This is a genomic window from Bacillus sp. EU52 (assembly GCF_037964975.1).
GTDB classification, from domain to species: Bacteria; Bacillota; Bacilli; order Bacillales; family Bacillaceae; genus Bacillus; species Bacillus subtilis.
Map to the genome: position 1 here is coordinate 3,922,907 of NZ_CP150177.1, position 20,593 is coordinate 3,943,499.

At 45.7% G+C, this 20,593-nt stretch carries 19 protein-coding genes; 5 read left to right on the forward strand and 14 right to left on the reverse strand.

The features are described 5' to 3' along the window. Positions 1-86: 86 nt before the first annotated feature. The 12 genes from yxdK to iolA all read right to left on the reverse strand — a co-directional run bounded on the left by yxdK (position 87) and on the right by iolA (position 13,160). Positions 87-1,064, reverse strand: a complete 978-nt coding sequence (gene yxdK / locus NSU05_RS20145) for a two-component system sensor histidine kinase YxdK (protein ID WP_029726148.1) — start codon at positions 1,062-1,064, stop codon at positions 87-89. Next, positions 1,061-1,750: a two-component system response regulator YxdJ gene (yxdJ, locus tag NSU05_RS20150; protein WP_003243527.1), complete on the reverse strand. Its 690-nt coding sequence runs from the start codon at positions 1,748-1,750 to the stop codon at positions 1,061-1,063. The genes yxdK and yxdJ overlap by 4 nt, the downstream gene beginning before the upstream one ends. Before the next feature lie 107 nt (positions 1,751-1,857). Next, positions 1,858-2,730, reverse strand: coding sequence for a 6-phospho-5-dehydro-2-deoxy-D-gluconate aldolase (gene iolJ / locus NSU05_RS20155; RefSeq protein ID WP_038429913.1), 873 nt, complete (start codon positions 2,728-2,730; stop codon positions 1,858-1,860). 20 nt (positions 2,731-2,750) lie between these two features. Next, positions 2,751-3,587, reverse strand: a complete 837-nt coding sequence (gene iolI / locus NSU05_RS20160; RefSeq protein ID WP_015250853.1) for a 2-keto-myo-inositol isomerase — start codon at positions 3,585-3,587, stop codon at positions 2,751-2,753. An 85-nt stretch (positions 3,588-3,672) separates the two neighbouring features. Continuing rightward, on the reverse strand, positions 3,673-4,542 hold the full coding sequence (locus NSU05_RS20165; RefSeq protein ID WP_015250852.1) for a sugar phosphate isomerase/epimerase: 870 nt from the start codon (positions 4,540-4,542) through the stop codon (positions 3,673-3,675). Between the two features lie 19 nt (positions 4,543-4,561). Then, positions 4,562-5,596, reverse strand: a complete 1,035-nt coding sequence (iolG, locus tag NSU05_RS20170; protein WP_029726147.1) for a bifunctional inositol 2-dehydrogenase/D-chiro-inositol 1-dehydrogenase — start codon at positions 5,594-5,596, stop codon at positions 4,562-4,564. Positions 5,597-5,618: 22 nt separating this feature from the next. Next, the gene (iolF, locus tag NSU05_RS20175; RefSeq protein ID WP_032725035.1) at positions 5,619-6,935 is read right to left on the reverse strand and encodes a myo-inositol transporter IolF; all 1,317 of its coding nucleotides are present in this window, start codon (positions 6,933-6,935) and stop codon (positions 5,619-5,621) included. 14 nt (positions 6,936-6,949) lie between these two features. Continuing rightward, positions 6,950-7,843 (reverse strand): myo-inosose-2 dehydratase, encoded by an 894-nt coding sequence (iolE, locus tag NSU05_RS20180; RefSeq protein WP_014481416.1) that lies wholly within the window; start codon positions 7,841-7,843, stop codon positions 6,950-6,952. Between the two features lie 16 nt (positions 7,844-7,859). Further along, on the reverse strand, positions 7,860-9,773 hold the full coding sequence (gene iolD, locus NSU05_RS20185) for a 3D-(3,5/4)-trihydroxycyclohexane-1,2-dione acylhydrolase (decyclizing) (RefSeq protein ID WP_003242642.1): 1,914 nt from the start codon (positions 9,771-9,773) through the stop codon (positions 7,860-7,862). A gap of 32 nt (positions 9,774-9,805) precedes the next feature. Next, positions 9,806-10,783 carry a 5-dehydro-2-deoxygluconokinase gene (gene iolC, locus NSU05_RS20190; protein ID WP_038429915.1) on the reverse strand — a complete coding sequence of 326 codons (978 nt, stop codon included), beginning with the start codon at positions 10,781-10,783 and terminating at the stop codon, positions 9,806-9,808. Between the two features lie 23 nt (positions 10,784-10,806). Then, positions 10,807-11,622, reverse strand: a complete 816-nt coding sequence (iolB, locus tag NSU05_RS20195; RefSeq protein ID WP_038429916.1) for a 5-deoxy-glucuronate isomerase — start codon at positions 11,620-11,622, stop codon at positions 10,807-10,809. Positions 11,623-11,696: 74 nt separating this feature from the next. Next, positions 11,697-13,160, reverse strand: coding sequence for a methylmalonate-semialdehyde dehydrogenase (gene iolA / locus NSU05_RS20200; protein ID WP_003243682.1), 1,464 nt, complete (start codon positions 13,158-13,160; stop codon positions 11,697-11,699). Positions 13,161-13,576: 416 nt separating this feature from the next. Between iolA and iolR the strand changes: the two genes are divergently transcribed. The 5 genes from iolR to NSU05_RS20225 all read left to right on the forward strand — a co-directional run bounded on the left by iolR (position 13,577) and on the right by NSU05_RS20225 (position 18,165). After that, positions 13,577-14,332 (forward strand): myo-inositol utilization transcriptional regulator IolR, encoded by a 756-nt coding sequence (iolR, locus tag NSU05_RS20205; protein ID WP_003227050.1) that lies wholly within the window; start codon positions 13,577-13,579, stop codon positions 14,330-14,332. Between the two features lie 53 nt (positions 14,333-14,385). Then, on the forward strand, positions 14,386-15,318 hold the full coding sequence (locus NSU05_RS20210; RefSeq protein WP_038429917.1) for an aldo/keto reductase: 933 nt from the start codon (positions 14,386-14,388) through the stop codon (positions 15,316-15,318). Positions 15,319-15,579: 261 nt separating this feature from the next. Next, on the forward strand, positions 15,580-16,230 hold the full coding sequence (locus NSU05_RS20215; protein WP_029726144.1) for a hypothetical protein: 651 nt from the start codon (positions 15,580-15,582) through the stop codon (positions 16,228-16,230). 3 nt (positions 16,231-16,233) lie between these two features. Further along, entirely contained in the window at positions 16,234-16,542 is a 309-nt protein-coding gene (locus NSU05_RS20220) for a YxcD family protein (RefSeq protein ID WP_003227046.1), read from the forward strand. A gap of 237 nt (positions 16,543-16,779) precedes the next feature. Further along, a complete protein-coding gene (locus NSU05_RS20225; RefSeq protein ID WP_015715023.1) occupies positions 16,780-18,165 on the forward strand; it encodes a sugar porter family MFS transporter in 1,386 nt (461 codons plus the stop codon). A 41-nt stretch (positions 18,166-18,206) separates the two neighbouring features. On the opposite strand, the gene htpG is transcribed toward NSU05_RS20225, so the two are convergent. Together htpG and NSU05_RS20235 are read right to left on the reverse strand one after the other, a co-directional pair. Beyond that, entirely contained in the window at positions 18,207-20,087 is a 1,881-nt protein-coding gene (gene htpG / locus NSU05_RS20230; RefSeq protein WP_003243561.1) for a molecular chaperone HtpG, read from the reverse strand. Between the two features lie 167 nt (positions 20,088-20,254). Continuing rightward, positions 20,255-20,506 (reverse strand): hypothetical protein, encoded by a 252-nt coding sequence (locus NSU05_RS20235; RefSeq protein WP_014481429.1) that lies wholly within the window; start codon positions 20,504-20,506, stop codon positions 20,255-20,257. Positions 20,507-20,593 lie beyond the last annotated feature (87 nt).

The window sequence follows — 20,593 nt, forward strand, 5'->3', positions numbered from 1 at the left end:
GGACGTTCAACATAAAAATCCCCTTGACATAAATCCATGTTATCAAGGGGAAACAAAGCGGGCTATGTTGTTTTCTTAACGCAGCCTTACATTTTTGTAAGAAATGAAAATCGAACTGATGTCCCTTCACCGGGAGACGAGCTGATGTCCACCGTATGATTGAGCTTATCTGTAATTTCTTTGACGAGATGGAGGCCGATTCCCGTAGATTCTTGGAAACGCCGCCCGTTTTCACCGGTGTAATAAGGGTCAAACACCCGCTTGATGTCTTGCGAGGGAATCCCGACACCGTAATCTTTGACTTCAAGCACCGTCCTGTCTTCATCGCGGAAGACATTCAGCTCAAGTCTGTCACTCTTGCCCGCTGAATACTTGACCGCATTTGTGACCACTTGGCCGATCGCAAATTTGAGCCATTTGGCATCGGTGTAAATCTGATGATCATCGCAAACGTTCATTTTCGGATAAACGCGATATTGAATAAAAAATCGTTTATAGCTTTGAATGACTGATTGGAGAAGCTCGGACAGGGAAACCGCTTCGATTTTAAAATCCCTTTCAAACAGGTCGAGCCTTGAAGAATAAAGAAGCGTCTCCAGCCCGAATTCAATCTGCCGGACTTCTTTTTTGATTTGTTCAAAAACGGGCTCATCCTCTTCTTGAATGATTAAATTAATGACCGACAGCGGCGTCTTTACTTGGTGCACCCATTGATTCATATACGTCACCCGCGCGTCCAGCTTGGCTTCGGTCTCATGGAGCTTCTGGTGCTGCAGGCGGATCAGCTCCATCTGCTTTTCATACAGCTCTGAACAGAACACTGAAGAACCGAGATACGGGATATCCGCCCCTTCCTGCCCCGAGCTGAGCCAATGATACACGCCGCGGTCTTTGTACCAGCGATAGGCAAGATAACCCGCCAAAATAAGAAGCTGCACGCCCAATATGTAAAATAAGTGAGAAAAAGAATGAAGACCCGCAAACCAGTAATAAAAGAAGACAAACAGCCCTTGAAGGAGAAAAAGCAGAATCAGCACTGCATGAGACCGGAGAAACAGCTTCATGACTGCGCCCTCAGCTGGTAGCCTTCGCCCCGCACCGCTTCAATAGAAACAGGCGCATTCAGCTCCCGCAGTTTTTTTCTAAGCCGCGTGATATACACGTTAAGTGTATTATCATCGATGAATATATCGGTGTCCCACGTCTTTTCCATGAGACGGTCCCGACTCGTCACCTTTTCTCCCCGCTCAAGTAGCACTTCCAAAAGCTTGCTTTCTTTTTTAGAAAGCTCGCTTTTTTCATCCTGAAAACGCAGTTCAAACCGTTCCACAAAGAGCTGAACGCCGGCATATTCAACCACTTTCTCTCCCTGCTTTGCGGCGTACTCCCCGTACGCCCTCCGGATCTGGCTTTTGATTTTCGCAAGCACAATATCATAAGAAAACGGTTTTTCGATATAATCGTCTCCCCCATTTTCAATCGCCATCACCTGATCCATTTCCCCGCTTCTGGCAGAAATAAAGATGATCGGGCTTGTGGAGTGCTGGCGGATCTGCCGGCACCAATAATATCCGTCATATGCCGGCAAATTGATATCAAGCAGCACCACATCGGGCTTTTCCCGCAAAAAGACATCAAGAACAGCTGTAAAATCCGCGGCGACCACTGTTTGATATCCGTATTTTTCAAGGTAATTCTGCAATAGTCCGCGAATGTCTTCACTGTCTTCCACAATCATGATTTTATTCAAACTGAACCACTCCCGTTTCTTACACTGCTGCCATCATCATAATCGTTTTGGGCGTATGGACGCAACACCGCACAAAAAAACCGCCATCTCGGCGGTTTTTGGTCTCTTTAGCCGACCTGCTGCTTAGCTGCTTTACCGGCTGATCCGAACTCTCTCATTTTGCTTCGCACTGTCTCTTCCACGGCTTCAATGCCGGGTGTCAAATAGCCGCGCGGTTCGTACAGATCGCTGTTTTCCTGAAACATGCGGCGTGTTTCGTCTGTCCACGCTACCATACATTCCGTATTGATATTGATCTTCGCATGGCCGAGTGTGATGGCTTTTTTGATCTGATCCTGCGGAATCCCGGATGCCCCATGAAGAACGAGGGGAATATCAGTCATGCGGGAGATAGCCTCCATTTCCTTAAATCCGAGATTCGGCTCACCCTGATATTTGCCGTGTACAGAGCCGAGGGCGGCGGCCAGCGCGTCGATATTGGTTTCTTTAACGATCCGCTCACATTCCATGATATCGGCATAGCGGACCCCGCCGACCAGTCCATCTTCCATTCCGCCGACCGTGCCGACTTCGGCTTCTACTGACACGCCGTGTTTTGCGGCATAATCGGTGACTTCTTTTGTCATCGCGATATTCTCGTCAATCGGCTGATGGGAGCCGTCAATCATCACTGAGCTGAATCCAGCATCAATGGCCTGTTTGCAGCGTTCCGCACTGCTGCCGTGATCGAGATGAAGCACGACCGGAACGGTAATCGCCATGTCCTCCATTAACGCCCCTACCATGGCGGCAATCGTTTTAAATCCGCCTAAATAGTCGACCAGGCGATCGGAAGCCGCGGCGATGACCGGTGATTGCTCCTTTTGCGCCGCCTGCAAAATCGCCTTCGTCCATTGCAGGCCGTTGATATTAAACTGGCCAATTGCATATTGCTCCCGCTTTGCATCTTCAAGAAGCTCTTTCATCGATACAAAAGCCATGTCCACCCCTCCTTTATCCATTACATGTTGAAGTATTTTGATACGACGTCCACTGTTGTTTTTTTCGCTGTTTGAATGGCTTCCTCAGCAGTCAGCTTATAGTATTCAGGCCGGAAGAGCTCAACTGATACAACATCAGAGAAGCCAATTTCCTTCAGTGCAGATAAGTGGGCATCTAAGTCAATTGCCCCTTGTCCCGGCCATACACGATCCTCATCTGTTAAAAAGCCGATTGGGAAATCTTCTGTATCATCAATATGATAGATGAAGATTTTCTTTCCGTCCGCCTGCTTTAAGCTCTCAATATTTGAACCCATTGCATGGAAGTGAAAACTGTCAAGGACAAGCCCGACATTGTCACGGTTAACTGTGTTTACGATCTCATACGCCTGTTCAAACGTATTGACCGTACATTGCGGATGGCCGACAAATTCAAGCGCGATTTTTACTCCGTACGGCTCCGCGATATCTGACAGCTCAGTCAGCACGTCTACACTGCTCTTTTTGATCTCTTCTTTTACAATCTTCTGCTCTGTCACAAGCGGAACGGCCACCACATATTTCACACCGAGGGTTTTGCATGTTTCCATCATGCCTTTAAATTCAGTGATGATCTCGTTGTGGCCCTTTTCATCACGGTTGTTGAAGAAAACGAGTGCGTTTAAGGCAAGCGGTTTGATGTGGTGGGTTTGAAAATATTCCGCAAGGTCATCCAATGAATGATCTTTTAAGTACTCCGGCAGCTTATCCATTGTGCGGATTTCAATATAATCATAGCCGTGCTTTTCGCATAGTTCTAAATCCTGTTTAAGGTTTGAGTTTTCCAATGTTGTCGCTTCATTAAAACAAAGTTTCATGCCAGACTCCCCCATCTGCGTTTTAGATATGAAGGGAGTTCGGCAGGAAGGCTGTCGCCATATCCCGCCGAACTCCATGCTCAGCTTATGCCAGACCTAATTCTTCTTTCATTTTCTTAAGCATAAATCGGCTTGATTCATCCGCTCTTTCATCGACCCAAGCAAATACGGCATTCGTCGCAATTCCGTCGAACTTCATCTCTCTCAGTTTTCTGAAAATCGTATCAAAATCAACCTCGCCTTGGCCAATGTCCAAATGCTGGTGAACCGTTACTTTCGCGTCAGGCGGATTGACGATGTAGCGAAGGCCATGAGCCGCTTTATGATTATAGGTATCTGCAAATAAAACATGTGTGAGGCGGTCGCCGGCTTCGTCAAACATGGTCTCGATGTCGCCTTTGCCGTCATCATAGAAGAACGTATGCGCAGTCGAGTAGACAAGATTGATCCAATCCTTGTCAAGCGCGCGGATCATATCCATCGCACCTTTGTGCGTTTCGATAAAATCGTATGGGTGGGCTTGAAGATTGAGTTTAATACCTTCTTTTTCAAAGACTGGCAGAAGCTCATCCATGGATTTGATAAATTTTTCTTCACTTGTTAAAGGATCATATTTTGAACCGCTGAATTCGCTGTTCATCAAATCCACTTCAAGTTCAACGGCAATTTCGATTGCCCGTTTCCAATTGCGCACTGCTGCCTGGCGGCGGTCTTCATCGGGTCCCGCCCAGTGGTAAAGAGGAAGAAGCGATGAAAGCTTAACACCTGTATCTCTTAAAAGGCGCTTTAATTGTTTGATCTTTGCTGAATCGACTTTCGGATATTTATAAAACGGGCAAAAATCCTCGCGCGGAGACAATTCGATATATTCATAGCCAAGCTCCGCCGTTTTATAGACCGTTTCCTCTAAAGTTAAATCATCACGATACATGGATGGATCCAATGCTAACTTCATATTTTCACTCCTCTGTTTTTTAATTTTGAACTGTTGTAAAAGATTGATAGAATTCCGGTTTTTCCTTCAATTCAACCTTTTCTTTTTGTCCAGATTCCTGGGCTTTTACACACGCGTCAGTCGTGACAGCAGCAATATAGCCGTCCCATGCCGTCGGTCCGCTGACCTCGCCTTTCTTTTGAATCGAATCAATAAAGTCTTGGATTTCCACATCGTACGCAGCAACAAAGCGTCTCTGCCAATCCATCAAAATATCTGTGCTGAATCTGCCTTCTTTTCTCAAGCTGATGCTTGATGGCTCGGGAAGCTTGATGATGCCGTCTTCTCCGACGATTTCACATTGAATGTCATAGCCGTATTTACAGTTCACATAGATTTCAGCATTGATGACGATACCGCCCTTTGTTTCAATCACGACGATTTGCGGATCTTTTAAATGCGGCAGCGCGTTTTTCGTTTTTTTCGGGTAGATGACTTGAACGGACTCGTAGTCATCGTTGACGAGCCAGTGCAGCACGTCAATTTCATGAACAAGCGTGTCGACTACAGCCATATCCGTTGTATAGTTATCTCCCACAGTCGGGTTGCGGTGCGCGCAGTGAATCATAAGCGGTTCGCCAATCACATGGTTATCGAGTGCTTCCTTCAGCTGTACGTAACCGCTGTCATAACGGCGCATGAAGCCGACTTGAACAAGGCGTTTGCCCACTTTGATTTCTTCTTCGACGATGCGCATGCATCCTTCAGCCGTTGTCGCGAGCGGTTTTTCACAGAACACATATTTCTGGGCTTTGATGGCTTTCAGCACGCTTGACTCATGCGCAGGCCCCCAGCTTGTCACTAAAACAGCATCTACATTTTCGTCTGCAAGCAGGCTGTCATCATTCGGATAAACCGTCGCGTTTAATTGGTATTGCTCAACGACCTTTTGTGCAGCTTCTTGATTAACATCCGTTACGGCTACGATTTCCGCGCCTGACAGCTTGTTCGTGATGCGGTTAATATGTTCTTTTCCGATTGCTCCAGTTCCAATTACGCCAATACGTAAACTCATTGACAGCCACTCCTTCTGTTGGTTACATGATTTTGCTTTCTGTTCCTTGCTTTACTTGGCTCTGAGGAGACCCGTAGAGTTCCTCTTGAATTTGTTCAAGCGACTTGCCAGACGTATTCGGCGCAAAGAGCAGCCCGATGATCATACTGGCCGTCACACATCCGAGAAGAATTGCAGCCATCGTTCCAATGCCGAAATTGGTGATAATCATTGGGACAAACAGACTCCAAATCCCTATTGAAATACGGACAAGGAAAAACATCAGCCCTTGTGCGGAAGCACGATATTGCGTAGGAAAGATTTCACTGGCCCATAACTGATAGTTCGCTTGCTGCCCTGCTCCGTTATTGATGCCGATCACGACAATAAACAGGAGCAGAATCGGCAGGCCTTCAACTGGCAGCAGAAACAGTGTCCACCCGATCACCGCCATGAAAGCGGCGATTCCAAATACGGTTTTTCTATATTTGTCGGCAAAGGGCATGAAGATCAAGGCGACCCCCAATCCTGTGAAGATAAACAGCCCCATTTGCAAAAGGTTGGCCATGTTGGCAGATACACCGCCGACCTGCTGATAAATGTATGGCATAAAGAAGCCCATGACTCCGGCGGCTAAGTTCCAAACCAAGTACACACCCATCAAAAACAGTATGCTTTTGAGATACATAGGCTTGAGCAAATCAAAATACGATGTCTTATTCAGTACAGCCGGCTTCTCTGCCTGAGCATCCTCCGGCTGATTTTTTGTCTGCCAGGCGTCTGATTCCGGAAGCCTGATTCTCAGGATGTACGTAATCAGCGCAATCACAAGCAGATGGGCAAATACGATTTTATTCCCCAAGAGTCCCAAGTCACCGGCCAGTACGGAGAGGAGCAGTACAACGACAGCGCCCGCGGCCCAAGCGACTTGTGCTACGCCGCAATGTCTGGCCCGATTCTTCTTTGGCGCATTTTCCGCAATAATGGTCCATGACGCAGTTATGTCAGCTCCTACTGATAAACCGATAATGATGTAACCGCTTAACAACATGGGGAAATTAACCCCGAACAAAACCAAACAAATCCCTAGTGCATAAACCAGCATACTATTGGTATAAACAGCCTTCCGTCCGACTTTATCAGCCAGAAACCCGCCAAGCAGCGCGCCGACAGCGGCAGAAATCGCATTTGCGCTCAGTGCGCCAAGCAGCCCGATTTGCGTATCGGATAGCTTAAGGTAACTGACCCATAATGATAAACCGGCGGAGCCTGCCACAATTGAACCGGCATCAATATAGTTGGCCAATGCTGCCGCGATTGTCCGTTTATTGAAGGCTGAATCTCCATTGGTATTGCCCATATGTTCATTCCCCATTAAGCCAGATCCAACAACTGCTGATCAATATAGTTTCTCGCAATCAATGCATACTCCAGCGGGTTTGCAACATCGGGGTCCTGTTCAGCTTCAATGACAATCCATCCGGAATAACTGTGCTTCAACAGCAGCTGATATACTTCTCTAAAGTCAATGCAGCCGTCACCGGGAACCGTAAACATGCCTTTTAAAAATGATTGCCGGAACGATTGTCCTTCGAGCCTGCATTGTTCCATGACATTCAGGCGGGCATCCTTAAAGTGCACATGCTTAATGCGCCCGATATGCTTCTCAAGCATCCCCATGTAATCGCCGTCAGAAATATACGCATGGCCTGTATCATAGAGGAGGTGTACATGCGCAGGGTCTGTTCCTGCCATCAGGCGGTCCACTTCTTCCGCTGTTTGGACACCAGTGCCGAGATGATGATGATAGACAAGCTTCAAGCCATGCTGAGCGGCAATTTCGCCAAGGTGATTCAGCCCTTCGCAAAGCCGCTCCCATTCATCATCCGTAAAGTGCGGCTTCTCTGTGAACACATTTTTCTCCAAGCCTTGCACGCTGTACGTTTGTTCAGAGACAACTGCGACATCCGCGTTTACTTGCTGCAAATACTCACAATGCAGGGTAAATGTCTTTGCCGCTTCACCAAGTCCGTCACGCAAAATAAAACTGCTGAACCACTTTCCTGCAATGCGTAAGTTCCGAAGCTTCAGCTCTTTGTTCAGGATGGCAGGTTCGGGGAAAAAGCCCCCGACCTCCGTGCCTTGAAAACGCGCGACAACGATATCACTTAACAAATGCTGAAGTGTATTTCCCGCTCCAATTTCAGGCATGTCATCATTCCGCCACCCAATGGGAGCGATTCCCCACAGGATTTCATTTTTGCCCATCTATGGTGCCTCCCCTCTAATACTGCTTCGCAGATTCCAGCTTTTTCTCTTTTGCTTCGTATGCTTTCTGAACGCTTTCTTGTTCAGATACCTCTGCCACCCCGACGTGCCACCAGCTGTCATAGCCGTCCGTCATTGTTTTAGGCAGAACCTTCATTTCAATTAATGTTGATACATCCTGTTTCTTCGCATCCTCTAACGCCGCTTTTAATTCTTCTACTGTGTTTGCACGGTAGGTTTTCGCGCCGTATCCCTCAGCGACTTTCGCGTAATCGACATTCAGGATTTGGTTGTCATCTGTGCGGAACTCGCAATAGTAGCTGCCGCTGCCGTGATCCATTTGCAGGTTGTTGATGCATCCGAATCCTGAGTTGTCAAAGAGCAGCACATTGATTTTCTTGTTGTACTGAATCGCCGTGATCAGTTCAGAATGAAGCATCAGGAAGCTGCCGTCTCCAACGATTGAATACACTTCTCTGTCAGGGTGGGCCAGTTTAAGACCGAGTGTCCCGGACACTTCATAGCCCATGCAAGAATACCCATACTCCAGGTGATACGTATTCGGAACATTAGAATGCCACAGACGCTGCAAATCTCCTGGGAGTGAGCCTGCTGAACAGATGATGACGCTGTCTTCAGGAATCGTCTCGTTGATTGTCAGCAATGCCGTTGTTTGCGGAAGCTCCGTATTCAACGCGTCAGCATATTCATTCAGGACCTCTTGAGAAAAGTGATTTTTGATTTCCGGATCAAATGCTTCCCGCTTAAACGTCACTTTGCTGAGACGCTCGCGTTCAGCTAGCCATTCGTCCTTCAGCTCCCGGATCGTTGTGCCGAACTCGCTCTCATAGCCTTCAAGCAAGCCATGCAGTTTGCCAAGCGTCACTTTCGCATCCGCCACCACTTGGAATGCATCAAGTTTATACGCCTGCATTCGGCTGACGTTAATGTTCAAAAACTTCGCTTTATCAAAATCAAAAGCGGTCTTAGAGGATGTCGCAAAATCTGTATACCTTGTGCCGATGCCGATAATCAAATCAGCTTGGCGGGCCGCTTTGTTTGCCGCAAGTGTACCTGTGATGCCCATTCCGCCAAGGTTGTTTGCAAAATCTGCCTCAACGGTAGACTTTCCTGCCTGCGTTTCAACTAACGGAATGTTATAGGCTTCAGAAATGGCAACCAATTCATCGCGCGCACCGGAATATTTTGCGCCTCCGCCGACGAGAATCACAGGTTTTTTGCTGGATTTAATCAGCTCCGCCGCACCTTGAAGCTCGCGCTCGCTCGGCTGCATGCGATCAATATAGTGAACCCGTTTGACGAAGAAACTTTCATCAAAATCGTATGCTTCCCCTTCAACATCCTGAGAAATACAAATCGTTGCCGGACCTGCTTTTGCCGGATCAGTCATGACTTCAAACGCGCGCAGCAAACTGCTCATCAGCTGCTCAGGGCGCGTAATGCGGTCCCAGTATCTCGATACAGGTTTCAATGCATCGTTTGTCGTAATCGCCGCACTGTATTCTTGCTCCATTTGCTGCAGTACAGGGTCTGGCTGTCTTGTCGCAAATGTGTCTGCCGGAATCAAGAGAACTGGGATATTGTTTGCCAATGCAGTGCCGGCTGCCGCCACCAAGTTAGCCGCTCCCGGTCCGACGGATGTAGACACCGCATATATTTTTCTTCTCAGCATTTGCTTGCTGTACGCCATGGCCGCATGCGCCATTCCTTGTTCATTTTTCCCTTGATAGACTTTCAAATGGCCTGCATCCTGCTCAAGCGCTTGCCCGATCCCTAATACGTTTCCATGGCCGAAAATTGTGAAAATACCTTCGACAAAAGGCTCTTCCTTTCCATCAACATGGATGTACTGCTGGTTTAAGAATTTAATCAGCGCCTGTGCTGTTGTTAAGCGAATTTTCTTGCCCACAAACGATCCCACCTTTACTCGATCTTTTTCAATTATGACTGTGCTTCAATAAGCTGTACGATTTCTTCCGCAGTCGGCATCGCTTCTGACGAACTGTGCTTGCTCACCACAATGGAGGCTGAAGCACTGCCGTATTTCAATGCCGTTTCAATGTCTTTTCCGCTGACAAGGCCATAGATAAAGGCTGACGCATAGGAGTCACCGGCCCCAAAGGTTTTCAGCACTTTTGTCTTGTACGCTTGAGCGCGGAATACCTCGCCGGATTTGCTGTATGCGTAAGAGCCTTCGACGCCGTGTTTGATGACAACGAGGTCGGCTGAATGGCCAAATAAATGATTGACGGATTCTTCATTGCTTCCGCCTGTGCGGTTTTCCATCACATCAAATTCATCGCGTGTGCCGATGACGATATCAGACTGCTCGGCAACCAAAGAATAATAAACGGCTGTTTCATCTGATGACTGCCACGTATACGGGCGGTAATCCAGTTCGAACACCACTTTGACTTGATGCTTCTTCGCGTATTGAACAGCTTTTAATACCGCTTCCCGTGACGGGCTTTTGGCGAGCGCTGTCCCGGAAACAAGCAGCATTTTCGCATTTGCGATGTAGTCCTCGCTTACCTCTGAAGGCGCAAGATAAAGATCCGCCACATCATCGCGATACATTAAAATGCTGCATTCTTCAGGGCTGAGGATTTCTGTAAATGCAAGGCCTGCTTTGTGTCCATCTTGATCAACAACCATCTGTGTTGTATCAACGCCGGTCTTTCTCATATAGGACTCTATGAATCTTCCATGCTGGTCATCCGGAATTTTGCCGATGAAGCCCGCTTTTAAGCCAAGCTTCGCGCTGCCGATCGCGATATTCGCAGGTGAACCGCCGACATATTTCGAAAATGTCATCGTTTCTTCCATTGGGCGGTTGTATTCGACTGCGTTCAGATCAATACATGCCCGGCCGATGGCAACAATGTCAAAAGCCTTCTCTTCATTGAATGTATACTTCATCGTAAACAGCCACTCCTCACTTGTTAGCGTTCTAAAATCCACTCATGCGCCGGGTCGTTATGAAACTTCCATTTTCGCGTCGGCCCTGCCATGACATTTAAATAGTAGGATGTATATCCGTCCGGAACGCCTACCGGGTGGTATCCCGCAGGAACGATGACAACGTTTTCATTTTCTACAGTCATTGTCTCGTCAATAGAACGGTCATCTGTGTATACGCGCTGAAACACAAAGCCCTGTCCCGGGTCTAACTCATGGTAGTACGTTTCTTCTAAGAAAGATTCTTCCGGCAAGTTGTCTTGGTCATGTTTGTGAGGCGGGTAGCTGGACCAGTTGCCGCTGTCTGTATAGACTTCAACTACTAATAGACTGTTAGCTGAAGGGTCTGAATCCGGAAGAATGTTATGAACAGTACGTTTGTTTGAAAATTGCCCGCGATGCTCAATTCCGTTGTCTTCCGCTTTGATCAGCTTTGTCGGAAGCTGCTTTTCCGATGGAGAATAGCAAAGCGCCACTCTTGCGTTGCTGACCGCTGTGATCTCAAATGCACGGTCATTTGATATATAGACGCTGTCTGTCGGTTTTCGTTCAAATACGCTTTCACGCGTGCCGATATTCTCAAAAGTCGACTCATGATCTGTCACTGTAATTTTCCCCGTTACCGCCACAATACAAATTTCTTGTTTTTTCAATTCTTCTGTATAGCTTGAACCTGGAGCAAGATCTAACACTTTAAACTCTACATAAGTGAGATCAGAGTTGGATGTCGTTACTTCGTGCACGAGTTTGACCCCATTAGATACCTCATGCGATTGCGGCTTACGCAACAAATAACTCATAGTGAAGCCCTCCTCTTTCTATTGGCAGAATGAGTCCGAACAGCGCACATGGACGCCGTTCGGCTGTTCGTCGTTTAGTTGAAATCAGGTGCCGGATATCTTGCCGTCACCACTTTTTTACGTGTATAGAAGTCGACGCTGTCTTTTCCGTTCGCATGCAGCGTTCCAAAGAATGAAGATTTCCAGCCTGAGAATGGGAAGAACGCCATTGGAGCCGGCACACCAAGGTTGATGCCTAGCATTCCCGCATCAATGTTTTCACGGAAGTAGCGGATTGCGTTTGAGTTGGATGTGAACAAGCAGGCGCCGTTCGCAAACTCAGACTTATTGGCGATTTCAATCGCTTCTTTCAGGTTTTTCACACGAATGACAGATAAGACCGGAGCGAAAATTTCATCTTTCCAGATCGTCATTTCTGTTGTGACATTGTCAAAGATCGTCGGGCCGACAAAGTAGCCGTCGTCAGACACATTTTCACGTCCGTCACATACGAGTCTGGCACCTTCTTCAAGACCTTTTTCGATATAGCTGAGCGTGCGCTTCTTGTTGTCTTCGCGAATCACCGGTCCTAAGAACACGCCGTCATCAAGGCCGTTACCGATTTTAATGTCCGCCACTTTTTCCTGCAGCTTCGCCATAAATTCATCGGCGATTCCTTCTTCAACCGTCACAACCGCACAAGCCATGCAGCGTTCACCGGCAGAACCGAAGGCAGCTCCGACGATGTTTGTGACCGTGTCTTCAAGATTCGCATCGTTCAAGACAATCGTATGGTTTTTCGCACCAGTCAGAGATTGAACGCGTTTTAAGTTTTCGCTTCCTTTTTTGTAGACGTATTCGCCGACTGGCTTGGAGCCTACAAATGAAATCGCTTTAATTTCGGGATGCTCGAGAATCCCGTTTACAACGTCATGCGCACCGTATACGACGTTGAATACCCCTTTCGGAAGGCCCGCTTTTTCAAAAAGCTCAACCAATTTCTCTGTTAACAGCGGAGTTCGCTCAGATGGTTTTAAAATAAATGTGTTGCCGAGCGCGATCGCCATCGGGAACATCCAGCAAGGAACCATCATCGGGAAGTTGAATGGCGCGATTCCGCCGACAACTCCGATTGGGTAACGGTAGTTCGCCGCTTCAACGTCCGTTGCGATGGAAGCAAGTGAGTCACCCATCATCAGGGAAGGAGCTCCAGCGGCGAACTCTACGTTTTCAATCCCGCGTCCCACTTCACCTAAAGCTTCTTTTGTGTTTTTTCCGTTTTCAATGGTAATCAGATGAGCCAGTTCTTCTTTATGCTGGGACAGCAGCTGCTGGAAGTTAAATAGAATTCTGGCACGGCGCGGAACCGCCACCTTTGACCATGTTTTAAATGCTTCAGCAGCCGTTTGCGCTGCGTAATCAATATCCTCTTTTGTAGAAATCGGCACTTGGCATAGTACTTCTTTCGTCGCCGGATTGACGACATCTTCATATTGATCTGTTTTGCTTTCAACCCATTCACCGTTGATGTAGTTTTTTAATTTTCTGATTTCTGCCATTCTTATTGCCTCCTTCATTAGTAAACACATACACTTGTATGGATGGTTCAGGATAGATTCATATCAATATCCACTTTTCAGTAAGCCAAGAATTAAACGCTTTCAAAAAAACCAAAAAAATAAATGGCGGATGCATATTTACATACAAGCAACCATTTCATGCACAACAGGTTACTTTTTGGTCATTTCTTGGTTATATTCTAATCGCATAATACCCATAAGTCAATCATAAACACTAAATTTTTTCATTATTTTTATTATATTAATCTTTTAATCAAGTAAGAGAGGTAAGAGAAGGCCGTCCAATCTTGCAAAAGATATACACCGATGTTATCATTTTTTAAGCAACTATTGATTAACTTTTGGTTTTTATTATATATTTATGTTACGTAAAGATTCAAGAAGGAGTTTTTTATATGAAACTGATGCGGATTCAGGAAATGGAAGAGTACATTTTATCGCATGGCACTGTTTCCTTAGATGAGCTATGCCAGGTGTTCAATGTCTCCAAAAACACAGTCAGACGTGATATCAACAAGCTAACAGAAAAGGGTGCGATTGAAAAAGTATACGGCGGCGTAACATCTATTGAAAAAACCGCATTAGTTCCTTTTGAAAATCGCACCATTCAGCACCAGGATGAAAAAACAAAAATCGCCCATTATGCTTCCCGATTTATTGAAGATCACGATTTGGTCTTCATTGATTCAGGAACGACGACAAAGTCTATTCTTGATACGCTTGATCCAGCCAAAAATGTCACCATCTTAACCAACAGTTTAGACATTATCAATGCGGCGTCAGCTTTGAAGAATATCAACTTAATCATTATCGGAAACAACTATAAGAGAAAAACCCGCTCCTTTGTCGGCATGGACGACCCGGCTATGCTTGATAAGTACAATATCAACAAAGCCTTTATGTCTGCTACCGGAACGACGCTGACACATGGATTGACCAACTCGGATCTGCTGGAGTATGAAATTAAAAAGAGGATTTCGGAAAAAGCAAAAGAAGTGTATCTATTGGCTGACCATTCTAAATTCGGAAAATCAACGCTTCTGACATATGCGCCGTTTGACAGGCTGCATTGCATTGTGACCTCTCAGCCATTAGACGACGAGTACACGCAGTACTGCAATGAGCATCAAATCGGCATTCATCTGGCCTAACGTTTACAATAGTGTTGAGAGTCTATCATCCATTTTATTCTAGGAGGCAGATCATGAAAAAAGCGAAGCTCGGAAAATCAGACTTGAAGGTATTCCCTATCGGATTAGGAACAAATGCTGTCGGAGGACATAACCTCTACCCGAACCTAAATGAAGAAACCGGAAAAGAATTGGTGCGCGAGGCGATCCGTAATGGCGTGACAATGTTAGACACCGCTTACATTTACGGGATCGGCCGTTCCGAAGAATTAATTGGTGAAGTGCTGCGTGAATTCAACCGTGAAGATGTTATCATCGCGACAAAAGCCGCTCACAGAAAACAAGGCAATGACTTTGTCTTTGATAATTCACCAGAATTTCTTAAAAAATCAGTTGATGAAAGCCTGAAGCGCTTGAATACCGATTATATCGATTTGTTCTACATTCACTTCCCTGACGAACATACGCCTAAGGATGAAGCCGTTAACGCGCTGAATGAGATGAAGAAAGCCGGAAAAATCCGCTCCATCGGTGTATCCAACTTCTCTTTAGAGCAATTGAAAGAAGCAAACAAAGACGGTTTGGTAGATGTATTGCAAGGCGAATACAACCTGTTAAACCGTGAAGCGGAAAAAACATTCTTCCCGTATACGAAGGAGCATAATATTTCATTTATCCCTTACTTCCCGCTCGTATCAGGTTTATTGGCAGGAAAGTATACAGAAGATACAACGTTCCCAGAAGGCGACCTGCGAAACGAACAGGAACACTTCAAGGGCGAGCGTTTCAAAGAAAATATCAGAAAGGTCAACAAGCTTGCGCCGATTGCCGAAAAACACAACGTGGATATCCCTCACATCGTATTGGCCTGGTATTTAGCAAGACCGGAAATTGATATTTTAATCCCGGGAGCAAAACGTGCCGATCAGCTGATTGATAACATCAAAACAGCCGACGTGACGCTTTCTCAAGAGGATATTTCATTTATTGATAAGCTGTTCGCATAAGAAGAAAACAGCCTTCTCCATTGGAGAAGGCTGTTTTTTTGTGCGATAAATTCCTAAATAACTGATTTTGAAGCAAAACCTTACAAAATGAGCCATAAATCCGATAAAATAAAGGTAGTTTATCTCAGAAAGAAAGTGATTGAGAAAGCAAAAGTATGAAACGTTCATATCATCCAGTTCATATGAAATAAAGCTGACCCAGCTTCTTTTATTTGCTGGTCAGAATAGCGGGCCGTTTCGATGGTCTATGGAGGAAACAGAATGAAACTTAAATATGTAAAAGCCTTAGTTGCAGTAACCGTTGCTTTAGGTGTACTGCTGCCATCAACGATTTCTCATGCAAAGAGCTTTAGCGGCCGCTCATCATCTAGTTATAGCAGCCGGAGTTCAAGCTCGTCATACAGCGGAAGCTATAAATCAAGCCCGAAATCAAGCTACAGCTCAGGATCAGGCTCTTCTAGCAAAAAATCCAAGACGCCTGACGATTCATCATCATCGATTTCGCTTAAAAAGAAGCCTTCGGAAAAGGCAAGCTCATCAAGCTCTAAAAAATCGTCAGGGACCTTTTCCGGCGCTACATCAAAAGTAAGCGGAAAGACATACAGCGGAAAAACGTCTAAAGCTTATGTTGGCGGACGTTATGTTTCAGTGAATCATTACTATCACGCAGGTTTCGCACCATCAGGATGGTTTGGATATTATAGCGGATTTACAATGGGTATGTTCATGATCAGCATGATGCACCCATGGGGTTACACCTATCATCCAGTCGGAGGACCAGGCTATGTTTCTTATGGCGCTTCACCCATTGCCTGGATCGTTGATATCATCGCTTTGATCATTATTTTAATCATTGTCATCGCATTGATTCGCGCATTTAAAGCACCGAAGACGTACAGAAGGAGATTTTAGGCGATGAGATTAATATTAAATGAGCAAGAAATTGTAGACGGAATTTGCGTGTATATTTCCAATGAAGAAGATATCTACCCTGAAGACGTTGAAGTAAAGGAGCTATCTTATAACAAGCGTACAGGGTTCTTCGCTGAAGCTACATTTGGCCTGCACCACAAGCAGCTTATGTCAGATGACATTTCAGAAGGCATTATTCAGTTCTTAGAGGAATACCACAACTTCAATCCGGACGTTACCGTCGTTGAATTGCAATTTGATAAGAAAAAAGGCTTCTCCGCCTTGGTTTTCGTCAACGAAGCAGAAGAATAAAAATGTCTTAATCAAAACCTTACTCCGCGCGGGTAAGGTTTTTTTAATGGTTTCTCTGAGCATAAAGTTATTTCGTTTTTCCTAAACTCAGCGGATCTGTGATCATCTCTTTTGGCTTTAACGTTTCCGTTTGTTCAAAACAAATGTTTCAAATGAGATAGGAAATGGGTACTAATCTATTAACTTTGTTATACATTTTAGATACTCATTGGCTCAACAACTGAGGAGGAGACATTTGTGAAGAAAGACACAAGGAAATATATGATCTACTTTTTCGGCGCTTTAGGGGGACTGCTTTACGGTTACGATACAGGCGTTATCTCCGGGGCACTCCTGTTTATCAATAACGATATTCCTTTAACGACATTGACAGAAGGATTGGTTGTCAGCATGTTGCTCCTTGGCGCGATTTTCGGTTCGGCCTTGAGCGGTACATGCTCAGACCGCTGGGGCAGGAGAAAGGTTGTATTTGTCCTTTCCATCATTTTCATTATCGGAGCGCTCGCTTGCGCATTTTCTCAAACAATCGGCATGCTGATTGCATCTAGGGTGATTCTCGGATTGGCCGTCGGCGGTTCAACGGCGCTTGTGCCCGTATATCTTTCAGAAATGGCACCGACAAAAATTCGCGGTACACTCGGCACAATGAACAACTTAATGATCGTCACAGGAATTTTGCTCGCCTATATCGTGAACTACCTGTTCACACCGTTTGAAGCGTGGCGCTGGATGGTCGGTCTGGCCGCGGTGCCTGCCGTGCTTTTATTAATCGGCATCGCATTCATGCCGGAATCGCCAAGATGGCTCGTGAAGCGCGGCCGTGAAGAAGAAGCGAGACGAATCATGAACATCACTCATGATCCCAAAGACATCGAAATGGAATTGGCAGAGATGAAGCAAGGAGAAGCAGAGAAAAAAGAAACAACACTCAGCGTCCTAAAAGCCAAATGGATTCGCCCTATGCTTCTGATTGGCGTCGGTCTTGCCATTTTTCAGCAGGCTGTCGGCATTAACACGGTCATCTACTACGCGCCGACCATTTTTACGAAGGCCGGTCTTGGCACGTCAGCTTCCGCACTCGGCACAATGGGAATCGGCGTCCTTAACGTCATCATGTGTATCACTGCCATGATTTTAATTGACCGTGTCGGACGCAAAAAACTTCTGATCTGGGGAAGTGTCGGCATCACACTGAGCCTTGCTGCTTTATCAGGCGTGCTCCTGACACTGGGGCTTTCCGCATCAACAGCGTGGATGACAGTAGTCTTTCTCGGTGTCTATATCGTCTTTTACCAGGCGACATGGGGTCCGGTAGTGTGGGTGCTCATGCCTGAGCTCTTCCCGTCCAAAGCACGCGGAGCCGCGACAGGGTTCACGACTTTGGTGTTATCGGCAGCTAACCTGATCGTGTCGCTTGTCTTCCCGCTGATGCTAAGCGCGATGGGCATCGCATGGGTCTTTATGGTTTTCTCAGTCATTTGTCTTCTCTCATTTTTCTTCGCGTTCTACATGGTACCGGAAACCAAAGGGAAAAGCTTGGAGGAAATTGAAGCAAGCCTGAAAAAACGGTTTAAAAAGAAGAAAAGCACCCAAAACCAAGTGCTGAATGAGCGTACATTATAAAAAAAGGAATCGTCTCCTTACGAGACGATTCCTTTTTCTGTTTACACCATGACCTTGCAAATATTGTTCGTAAATTCCACAGGGTCCTGAATCGGCAGGCCTTCGATGAGGAGCGCCTGATTGTACAGAAGGTTTGTGTACAGGCTCAGCTTCTCTTTATCTTGTTCAAACGCGTCCTGCAGTGTTTGGAATACCTCGTGATTTGGGTTGATTTCCAGCACTTTTTCCGCCTTCACATTTTGGCTGTCAGGCATCGCATTTAAGATTTTTTCCATCTCAATTGTCACTTCGCCGTCAGCAGCAAGGCAGACTGGATGTGATTTAAGCCGTTTTGAGATTCTGACGTTTTTCACTTTGTCTGACAGAATGTTTTTCATTTCCTCAAACAGATCCTTATACTTGCTTTCCTCTTCCTCGGACTGCTTTTGATCCTCATCCGTGTCTATGCCAAGGTCTCCGCTTGATACGGACTTGAATTCTTTTTCCTGATAAGAAGCCAGCATTTTAATTGCAAACTCATCGATGTCCTCAGTAAAGTAGAGGATTTCATAGCCTTTGTCCGCCACCATTTCCGTTTGCGGCAGTTTCTCAATGCGGTCGTAAGAATCACCGGTCGCGTAATAAATGAATTTCTGCTCCTCTGGCATTCTGGAAACATACTCGTCTAAGCTGACCAGTTTTTTCTCTTTTGAAGAGTAGAATAAGAGGAGATCCTTCAATTGATCCTTATTCGCGCCAAAATCATTGTACACGCCGAATTTCAGCTGTCTGCCGAACGACTTGTAGAACGTCTCGTATTTCTCGCGGTCTTTTTTCAACAGGCTTTGCAGCTCGCTTTTGATTTTCTTGCTGATGTTTTTCGCGATCAGCTTCAGCTGGCGGTCATGCTGCAGCATTTCTCTGGAAATATTCAGCGACAGATCCTCAGAATCGACCATGCCCTTCACAAAGCTGAAGTGGTCCGGAAGCAGATCTGCGCACTTATTCATGATCAGCACGCCATTGGAATACAGCTCCAAGCCTTTCTCATATTCCTTGGAATAGTAGTCGAACGGCATGTTTTCAGGGACGAATAGAATCGCATTGTAGCGAACGGCTCCATCCACACTGATATGAACGTGTGTGAGCGGTTTATCAAACCCGTAATGCTTTTCAGCATAGAATTTTTCATAATCCTCATCTGTCAGCTCGCTTTTGTTTTTTCTCCAGATCGGCACCATGCTGTTGACCGTTTGCTCTTCCTGCACCTCTTCAAATTCATTTTCGCTGCCTTCCTTCGGCTTATTAATGGTTGTATCCATTTTGATCGGGTAGCGAATGAAGTCGGAGTACTTCTTGATGATCGCTTTTAAACGATATTCCTCTAAAAACTCGTCATAGCTGTCATCTTCTGTGTTCTCTTTGATTTTCAGGATAATGTCTGTACCGACAGAATCCTTTTCACACGGTTCAATCGTATAGCCGTCTGCACCCGCAGACTCCCATTTATAAGCCTCTTCGCTGCCCAGCGCTTTACTGATGACTGTCACGACATCGGCAACCATAAATGCCGCGTAAAAACCGACACCGAACTGCCCGATAATGTCATGTCCGTCTTTCAACTCGTTTTCCTTTTTAAACGCGAGGGAACCGCTTTTTGCAATTGTTCCAAGATGCTGTTCAAGCTCATCCTTTGTCATTCCGATCCCCGTATCAGAGATGGTTAATGTTCTCGCATCTTTGTCAGCTGCGACCTTTATGTAGTAACTGTCTTTATCAAACGTAAGCGCATCGTCCGTAAGCGCTTTGTAATAGATTTTGTCAATCGCATCACTCGAATTGGAGATTAACTCGCGCAGGAAAATTTCTTTTTGGGTATAAATGGAGTTAATCATCATATCCAGCAAGCGTTTAGACTCTGCTTTAAACTCTTTTTTCGCCACTCTTGATCGCTCCTTTACCATTATGTAAACCCTTTTCAGCATCTATTTATCACATAAGATGACAATTGTCAATTAGATTGATAGATGCATATATATGTAAATTTAACATTAGTTGGATTTGTTTTCACTCTTTTTCTCACTCATTCTCATAAAAAAGAGAGGCTTCATCATCCTCTCTTTTTTTCTGTGTCATTCCAGCGGCCAAACTCCCGCTTCATCCATATATGCACCGGGTAGAAAAACAAACCGAACGGTATCAAAAACAAAAGATTATGCCATGAAGCATTCAGAAATGCGCTTGCAGTCACCGGAAACGTAATCTCTTGCAATAAAAAAGAGATGACAGTCAGCACAACAAATGCAGATGGAATGGTAATGAAGCAATAAAACTTGAGCTCCTTCTTATGCTGTACCTTCAAACATACAAACCTCCCAACAATTTCTAATTCATCTTAACATATGCTGGCCTTTCTTTTCTCGCATGTTTATCACTGCACATAGCGGGA